At 49.8% G+C, this 7,380-nt stretch carries 5 protein-coding genes; 3 read left to right on the top strand and 2 right to left on the bottom strand.

What is annotated here, in order from left to right; genetic code table 11:
* Window positions 1-2,562 (top strand): ATP-binding protein (locus tag HX803_RS03075; protein ID WP_218646917.1); only part of this gene is annotated, 2,562 nt, incomplete at its 5' end.
* Between the two features lie 7 nt (window positions 2,563-2,569).
* Entirely contained in the window at window positions 2,570-3,445 is an 876-nt protein-coding gene (locus HX803_RS03070; RefSeq protein ID WP_178918903.1) for a response regulator, read from the top strand.
* A gap of 80 nt (window positions 3,446-3,525) precedes the next feature.
* Here HX803_RS03070 and cysS read toward each other — a convergent pair whose 3' ends face one another.
* Both cysS and HX803_RS03060 read right to left on the bottom strand, forming a co-directional pair.
* Entirely contained in the window at window positions 3,526-4,908 is a 1,383-nt protein-coding gene (gene cysS / locus HX803_RS03065) for a cysteine--tRNA ligase (RefSeq protein ID WP_178918901.1), read from the bottom strand.
* Window positions 4,909-4,926: 18 nt separating this feature from the next.
* On the bottom strand, window positions 4,927-6,627 hold the full coding sequence (locus HX803_RS03060) for a glutamine--tRNA ligase/YqeY domain fusion protein (protein WP_178918899.1): 1,701 nt from the start codon (window positions 6,625-6,627) through the stop codon (window positions 4,927-4,929).
* Between the two features lie 250 nt (window positions 6,628-6,877).
* Between HX803_RS03060 and HX803_RS03055 the strand changes: the two genes are divergently transcribed.
* Complete coding sequence (locus HX803_RS03055; RefSeq protein WP_123717841.1) at window positions 6,878-7,378, top strand: peptidylprolyl isomerase; 501 nt, start codon at window positions 6,878-6,880, stop codon at window positions 7,376-7,378.
* Window positions 7,379-7,380: the final 2 nt, after the last annotated feature.

The raw sequence follows: 7,380 nt of genomic DNA, 5'->3' as shown, positions 1-7,380 counted from the left end.
CAATATAACTCACTACCAACTTATAAGCTAGTAAACTCAACCGGCCCTGCTCACTCTAAAGTCTTTACCGCCGAAATAGAATTAAATAATAAAAAGTACAAAGGAACAGGTCGAACACTTAGAATCGCCGAGCAAGAAGCGGCAAAAAAATATCTCATCGAAAACAATATCCCTCACACCAAAGAAAAAATACTTAATTTAGAAAAAGCAATCAACTACTATCAGATTGCTAAAAACATGCCCCCCTTGGCAAACTCGAAAAAACTCAATAACTTAGTCGCACAATTTAAACTTCCAAACTGGAGCTCATCAATATTAGGACTGTCATTAACCCATAGAAGCTATAAAAAGGAAAATATAACAGGCACTCTTGGACGAGATAATACTTTACTCGCATTTATTGGCTCCCACGTCACTCAGTGGGCAGCACACGAAACAATATTAAAAAACTTACAGCCTAGTCAGGTGGTACAAAACGGGGGGATTGGCGCGACAACGGCATTACTTATAAAAGGAGAAAAGCTCGAAACCATTTTTGACTCACTATCAATTTCAAATTTTATGTTATTAGGAAACGGCGAGCGCCAAATAAAATCGACCATCAAATCAGAGAGCATCCAAGCTCTTTATGGTGCAATTTTTTTAATAAATGAAGAAAGCTTAGAATCCAGCAGCGCCTTACTTAAAAACATGGAAGTCTTGCACAATTACTTTCACAAAAATACATCTCGTCTAAGCGTAAGCCGAAGTGAGGCAGTATCAATAAAAACAACTTTACAAGAAACATGTCAATCACTATCTATAAAAATTCAATACGAAATAAAATCCGAAACTTTAACAAATAAATTAAAAGCAGTTCTCCCAACAATTAAGTTGCATTCAAACCTTCTTCACTCCTCGCTATATATAGAAGGCTTAAAGGAAGAATCAGAAATCCATACACGAAAGAAAAATATTGATTTAGAGTCAAAACTTGCCCTCAACACCAAAGAGCATTTTGACATTTTTTTTGGCAAAATTAGCGATCATACCAATACGCTCAGCACAGATAGGACTGTAGTCAAGTGGATCTCTGAACACATAAAAGAGCTCTCTATAAAATTCGCAAACAACAGAAACCTAAACGCCAATAGAAATCTTTTAAAAGAAAACTTCTTAGGCGCACTATACTTAAACAATTTAAATTTTTTCAAATATGAATCTTGGCTTAACAAGCTTCTAACCGCACTTGAAATCAGCTCATCAGATTTAGAATCCATCCTACCCCAGACGTTTTACGAATATGCAGGGCAGATAAGCACAGGCTCAGACAAACAAGACAACCTACCTTCTTACCTTCTAACACTTGAAAGAACCCTATCCATTTTGGATCCTCTTTCACGCGAATTCGAACTATCCGACTTCCAAGCCTACAAGGAATTAATAGATTATGCTGCGGCTTATAAAATCAAGAGCGGATCAATAATAACAACAACCGTATCAGAAATAGTCGAGCAATTTAAAATGCTTTCCCGGGAAAAATACAATATTTTAACCCCAGAAAGCCAAGACATTGAAATATTAGAAATTCAAGGCAGCCATCTCGCTCTAATCGACTTACTGACAAAAAACTTATGTACCAACCCTAACCTTACAATAACTATTTCGCGGAAAAACTGCTCACTATCTTACATTATAGAGAAGCCATCAGATACAGAATCAGTAGCCCTAACATCAATATCGAACAACAGGCTATGGAATACACTAGAGCTTCTCCTTCCGATAACCGAAGCATATGAATCTCAACATCTCATAGAAATAATTACGCCAGCAATTATAATTAACCCGGCACGTAACATAGCGTTAAATGCATGGTGGGCATTTGCATTAGAAGGAACATCAAACATATCCGCCAATGATGTGATAGCAGCAATGTTGCACAGCATAAAAAATGATATATTGGGATACTCTATTTCTTCACAGCATGCACAGGCACAGAGATCGCAAAGGGAACGATATCAGTTCGCGGCAGATGCTAGCAGTCATGCCGAACGCGCCATAATAACTGTAAAAGCAGTGCAAGGCATATCTAAAAACACGGTAAAACCCGAGATCACACAAGTTAAGTTAGGTAGTTTTTTTAGATCTCTACTCTCGAGCCTTTGGTCATGGACGCCGGAGACCATCATAATAAAACTTGACATCACCGAATCCAATATAGATATATGGACAAGTAAAGAAAGCCTTCACTCCATACTCGTTAATATTATTAAAAATTCCTGCGAGGCCATTTCCGGTAGCGGTACCATAACAATCAATTACAACCAAGATATAGGCCTCGGGGACATTGAACTGTCAATCACCGATTCCGGCGACGGCTTTAGCCATGATCAGCTTTTGACTCTTAACTCAGGAGCACCAATAAATTCATCTAAGAGAAACGGGCACGGCTTAGGACTACTTACGGTAAGATTGCTAATAAATGAACTTAACGGAAGCGTAAACTTCTCAAACTCAAGTGAAGGCGGCGCAGTTGTAAAAATATGGATACCTTCACTCCATCAACCTTTAGAAACGATATGAGGCTGACATGACACGTATATTATGGGTTGACGATCAAACAGATGTTGCAAAAAGCATCGTAGGTTTATTAGCAGTAGAAAACTGTCACTTTGAATTCTCTCCAAACGGAGAGGATGCTTTAGAGCGTATAAAAAAAAGCCATTACGATATAGTTTTAGTTGACCTTGCAATGCCCCCTGGCCGCTGGGGTGGATTATGGCTACTGGAACAGCTAAAGGAAATAAAAAACCGTATAATATCTATTGTGGTATCTGGAGAAGGAACACAAACCGAAACAATCAAAGCATTAAGATTAGGAGCAACAGACTATGTTACAAAAGACAAGATAACACTTGAACTCCCGCTACAGATAATAGCAGCACTTGAAATTGAGCCTAAAAAAAAGGCAACCATAATTTCAATTATAAAAGCTGGCGAGTCTGACTGTGTAGAATTTAAATCCACATTTCGTACCAATTTACATACGCAAAAAAAAGACAGTGACATCGAACTCTCCTCACTAAAAACCATTATGGGATTTCTGAACACAAATGGAGGAGACCTTCTGATTGGTGTAAGCGACGAAGGTGAAATCTTAGGAACTGAAGCCGACCTATTCCAAAACAATGATAAGTTTCAACTTCATTTTTGGCACAAGTTTAAAGAGGTCAGTGATATCCAGTCTCTAAGCTTGGTAAAGTGCGAATTCATAGAAATAGATGGAAAATCAGTCTTCCATGTTTCATGCTCAAAAAGTAATTTACCTGCTTTTCTCAAATGGAAATTCCAGGGAGACTCTAAAGCTCAAGAAATGTTCTACGTCCGAGTAGGCCCACAAACTGAGTCGCTTGGTACTCGGCAAGCACTTTCCTATATTGAAAGTCACTTCTCATCTAAGCATTGAATAATTTATACTCACTGTGCATTGAATAAAAAAGCCCCAGAACATGCCGGGGCTTTTTTAGTTTATTTTTATATCAGCAGTCAGTCAGCCAACCGCCACGTCGTCCCACCCTTCCCGTCTTCCAACACCACACCCATGGCGGTGAGTTGGTCGCGGATACGGTCGGATTCCGCCCAGTCCTTGTTGGCGCGTGCAGTCAAACGCGCCTGGATCAGCGCATCCACTTCAGCCGCATCCACACGCCCTTCAGCGCCGGCTTGCAGGAAGTCCTCAGGCTTCATTTGCAGAACCCCGAGCACGCTGGCCAATTCTTTCAGGCGAGCCGCCAGGCCAGCCGCGGCGTCGAGATCGCTCTCGCGCAGGCGGTTGATCTCGCGCACCATCTCGAACAGCACCGCGCAGGCTTCCGGGGTGCCGAAGTCGTCGTTCATGACTTCGGTGAAGCGGGCCACGAAGGCTTCGCCACCAGCAGGTGCTACGCTCGGCAGGCCTTTCAACGCGTGGTAGAAACGCTCCAGGGCGCCCTTGGCGTCCTTGAGGTTGTCTTCCGAGTAGTTGATGGCGCTGCGGTAGTGGCTGGACACCAGCAAGTAACGCACAACCTCCGGATGGTACTTTTCCAGCACGTCGCGAATAGTGAAGAAGTTGTTCAAGGACTTGGACATCTTCTCGCCATTGATGCGGATCATGCCGCAGTGCATCCAGGCGTTGGCGTAGGTCTTGCCGGTGGCCGCTTCGCTCTGGGCGATTTCGTTTTCGTGGTGCGGAAACTCCAGGTCGCTGCCGCCGCCATGAATATCGAAGGTCTCGCCCAGGCAGCAGGTGGACATCACCGAGCATTCGATGTGCCAGCCCGGACGCCCGGCGCCCCATGGCGACTCCCAGCTCGGCTCGCCGGGCTTGGTGCCTTTCCACAGCACGAAATCCAGCGGGTCTTGCTTGGCTTCGTCCACTTCGATGCGCGCACCGATACGCAGGTCTTCGATCTTCTTGCGCGACAGCTTGCCGTAGCCCATGAACTTGGCGACGCGGTAGTACACGTCGCCATTGCCCGGGGCGTAGGCGTAACCCTTGTCGATCAGGGTCTGGATCATCGCGTGCATGCCCGGGATGTGGTCCGTGGCACGCGGCTCCATGTCCGGCTTGAGGATGTTGAGGCGCGCCTCGTCCTCGTGCATCGCGGCAATCATGCGCTCGGTCAGCGCGTCGAACGACTCGCCGTTTTCGTTGGCGCGGTTGATGATCTTGTCGTCGATGTCGGTGATGTTGCGCACGTACGTCAAGTCATAGCCGCTGAAACGCAACCAGCGGGTCACCAGGTCGAAGGCAACCATGCTGCGGCCGTGGCCGATGTGGCAGTAGTCGTACACGGTCATGCCGCACACGTACATGCGCACCTTGTTGCCATCCAGCGGCTTGAAGACTTCTTTGGTCTTGCTGAGTGTGTTGTAGATCGTTAGCACAACGGCTTCCTTAGAGAATCACTGGCCCCACGAATCACGCAAGGTCACGGTACGGTTGAATACCGGGCGACCGGGTTTCGAGTCCTTGATATCTGCGCAGAAGTAACCTTCGCGCTCGAACTGGAAACGGTCTTCCGGCTGTGCTTCGCCCAACGAGGGTTCGGCACGACAACCAGTGAGTACTTGCAGGGAGTCAGGGTTGATGTTGTCGAGGAAGCTGGCGCTGTCTTCGGCCTTCTCAGGGTTCGGCGAACGGAACAGGCGATCGTACAGACGCACTTCGCACTCGATGCTGGCCGCAGCCGGTACCCAGTGGATCACGCCTTTGACTTTGCGTCCTTCCGGGTTCTTGCCCAGGGTGTCCGGGTCGTACGAGCAACGCAGTTCGACGATGTTGCCGTCGGCGTCCTTGATCGCTTCGTCAGCGCGGATCACGTAGCTGCCACGCAGGCGCACTTCGCCGGCCGGTTCCAGGCGCTTGTAGCCTTTTGGCGGCTCTTCCATGAAGTCATCGCGGTCGATGTAGATTTCGCGGGCAAACGGCAGCTTGCGCACGCCGAGTTCTTCTTTCTGCGGATGGCGCGGCAACTCGAGGTTGTCGACCTGGCCTTCCGGGTAGTTGGTGATCACGACTTTCAACGGACGCAGCACGCACATGGCGCGCGGGGCGTTGGCGTCGAGGTCCTGGCGGATGCTGAATTCGAGCATGCCGTAGTCGACCACGCCGTCGGAACGGTTGGTGCCGACCATCTCGCAGAAGTTGCGGATCGAGGCAGGGGTGTAGCCACGGCGGCGGAAGCCCGACAGCGTGGACATGCGCGGGTCGTCCCAGCCGTGCACGTGCTTCTCGTCAACCAGCTGCTTGAGCTTGCGCTTGCTGGTGATGGTGTAGTTCAGGTTCAGGCGGCTGAACTCGTACTGACGCGGCTGCGCGGGAACCGGCAGGTGCTCCAGGAACCATTCATACAGCGGACGATGGCTTTCGAACTCCAGGGTGCAGATGGAGTGGGTGATGCCTTCGATGGCGTCCGACTGGCCGTGGGTGAAGTCGTAGTTGGGGTAGATGCACCACTTGTCGCCCGTCTGGTGGTGATGGGCGTGGCGGATGCGGTACATGATCGGGTCGCGCAGGTTCATGTTCGGCGAGGCCATGTCGATCTTGGCACGCAATACGCGGGCGCCGTCCGGGAACTCACCGGCGCGCATGCGGGCGAACCAGTCCAGGTTCTCTTCCACCGAACGGTCGCGGAACGGGCTGTTCTTGCCCGGCTCGGTCAGCGTGCCACGGTATTCCTTGGCCTGTTCCGGGCTCAGGTCGTCGACGTAGGCCTTGCCGGCCTTGATCAGTTCGATGGCCCAGTCGTGCAACTGGTCGAAGTATTGCGAGGCATAGCGCACTTCACCGGACCATTCGAAGCCCAGCCACTTCACGTCGCTTTCGATGGCGTCGATGTATTCCTGGTCTTCCTTGGCCGGGTTGGTATCGTCGAAACGCAGGTGCGTGACGCCACCGAACTCCTGGGCCAGGCCGAAGTTCACACAGATCGACTTGGCGTGGCCGATGTGCAGGTAACCGTTCGGCTCTGGCGGGAAGCGGGTGACGATCTGCGTGTGCTTGCCCGAATCCAGGTCCGCCTGGATGATCGGGCGCAGGAAATTGACCGGGACGGCAGGTCCGGCCTTGGCATTCGAGGTAGGGTCGACAGTGGGCTTGCTCATAGGATCCTTGAACAGACAAGTACGTGGCCGGGCTAGGCCGACAAAACAAAGGCGATATCATAGCCGATGCTGTCAAGCACCTGACAGAGCGAGGCCGAAAACTGCTGCATTTATTGCATGGGCGGTAAAAAACCACCTCGAAATTCCTGCAGGTCACGCTAAACTGCGCGCCTTGGCCGTCGTTTAGCCATACCGGTCGTGGTGCCCCGGGCACCCAAACCCACGAATTCCCTGAAATAGAGTAGTGAACATGACTCAAGTCAAACTGACCACCAACCACGGTGACATCGTCATCGAGCTGAACGCCGAGAAAGCGCCGATCACCGTCGCCAACTTCATCGAGTACGTGAACGCCGGCCACTACGAAAACACCGTTTTCCACCGTGTCATCGGTAACTTCATGATCCAGGGCGGCGGTTTCGAGCCAGGCATGAAAGAAAAGAAAGACAAGCGCCCAAGCATCCAGAACGAAGCGGACAACGGCCTTTCCAACGACAAGTACACCGTCGCCATGGCCCGTACCATGGAGCCGCATTCGGCCTCCGCGCAGTTCTTCATCAACGTCGCCGACAACGCCTTCCTGAACCACAGCGGCAAGAACGTGCAGGGTTGGGGCTACGCGGTATTCGGTAAAGTCACCGAAGGCCAGGACGTCGTCGACAAGATCAAAGGCGTGCAGACCACCGGTAAAGCCGGCCACCAGGACGTTCCGGTAGAAGACGTTATCGTCGAGAAAGCCGAGATCATCTAAGC

Origin of the sequence: Pseudomonas sp. P7548 (genome assembly GCF_013386585.1) — a bacterium.
In the GTDB taxonomy this organism is placed as follows: Bacteria; Pseudomonadota; Gammaproteobacteria; order Pseudomonadales; family Pseudomonadaceae; genus Aquipseudomonas.
This window is presented reverse-complemented; position numbering and strand designations above follow the sequence as displayed.

Bases quoted from the DNA above. Each gene is read 5' to 3' on its own strand.
- HX803_RS03070 (WP_178918903.1), top strand. From the start codon at position 2,570: ATGACACGTATATTATGGGTTGACGATCAAACAGATGTTGCAAAAAGC.
- HX803_RS03060 (WP_178918899.1), bottom strand. From the start codon at position 6,627: ATGAGCAAGCCCACTGTCGACCCTACCTCGAATGCCAAGGCCGGACCT.
- HX803_RS03055 (WP_123717841.1), top strand. From the start codon at position 6,878: ATGACTCAAGTCAAACTGACCACCAACCACGGTGACATCGTCATCGAG.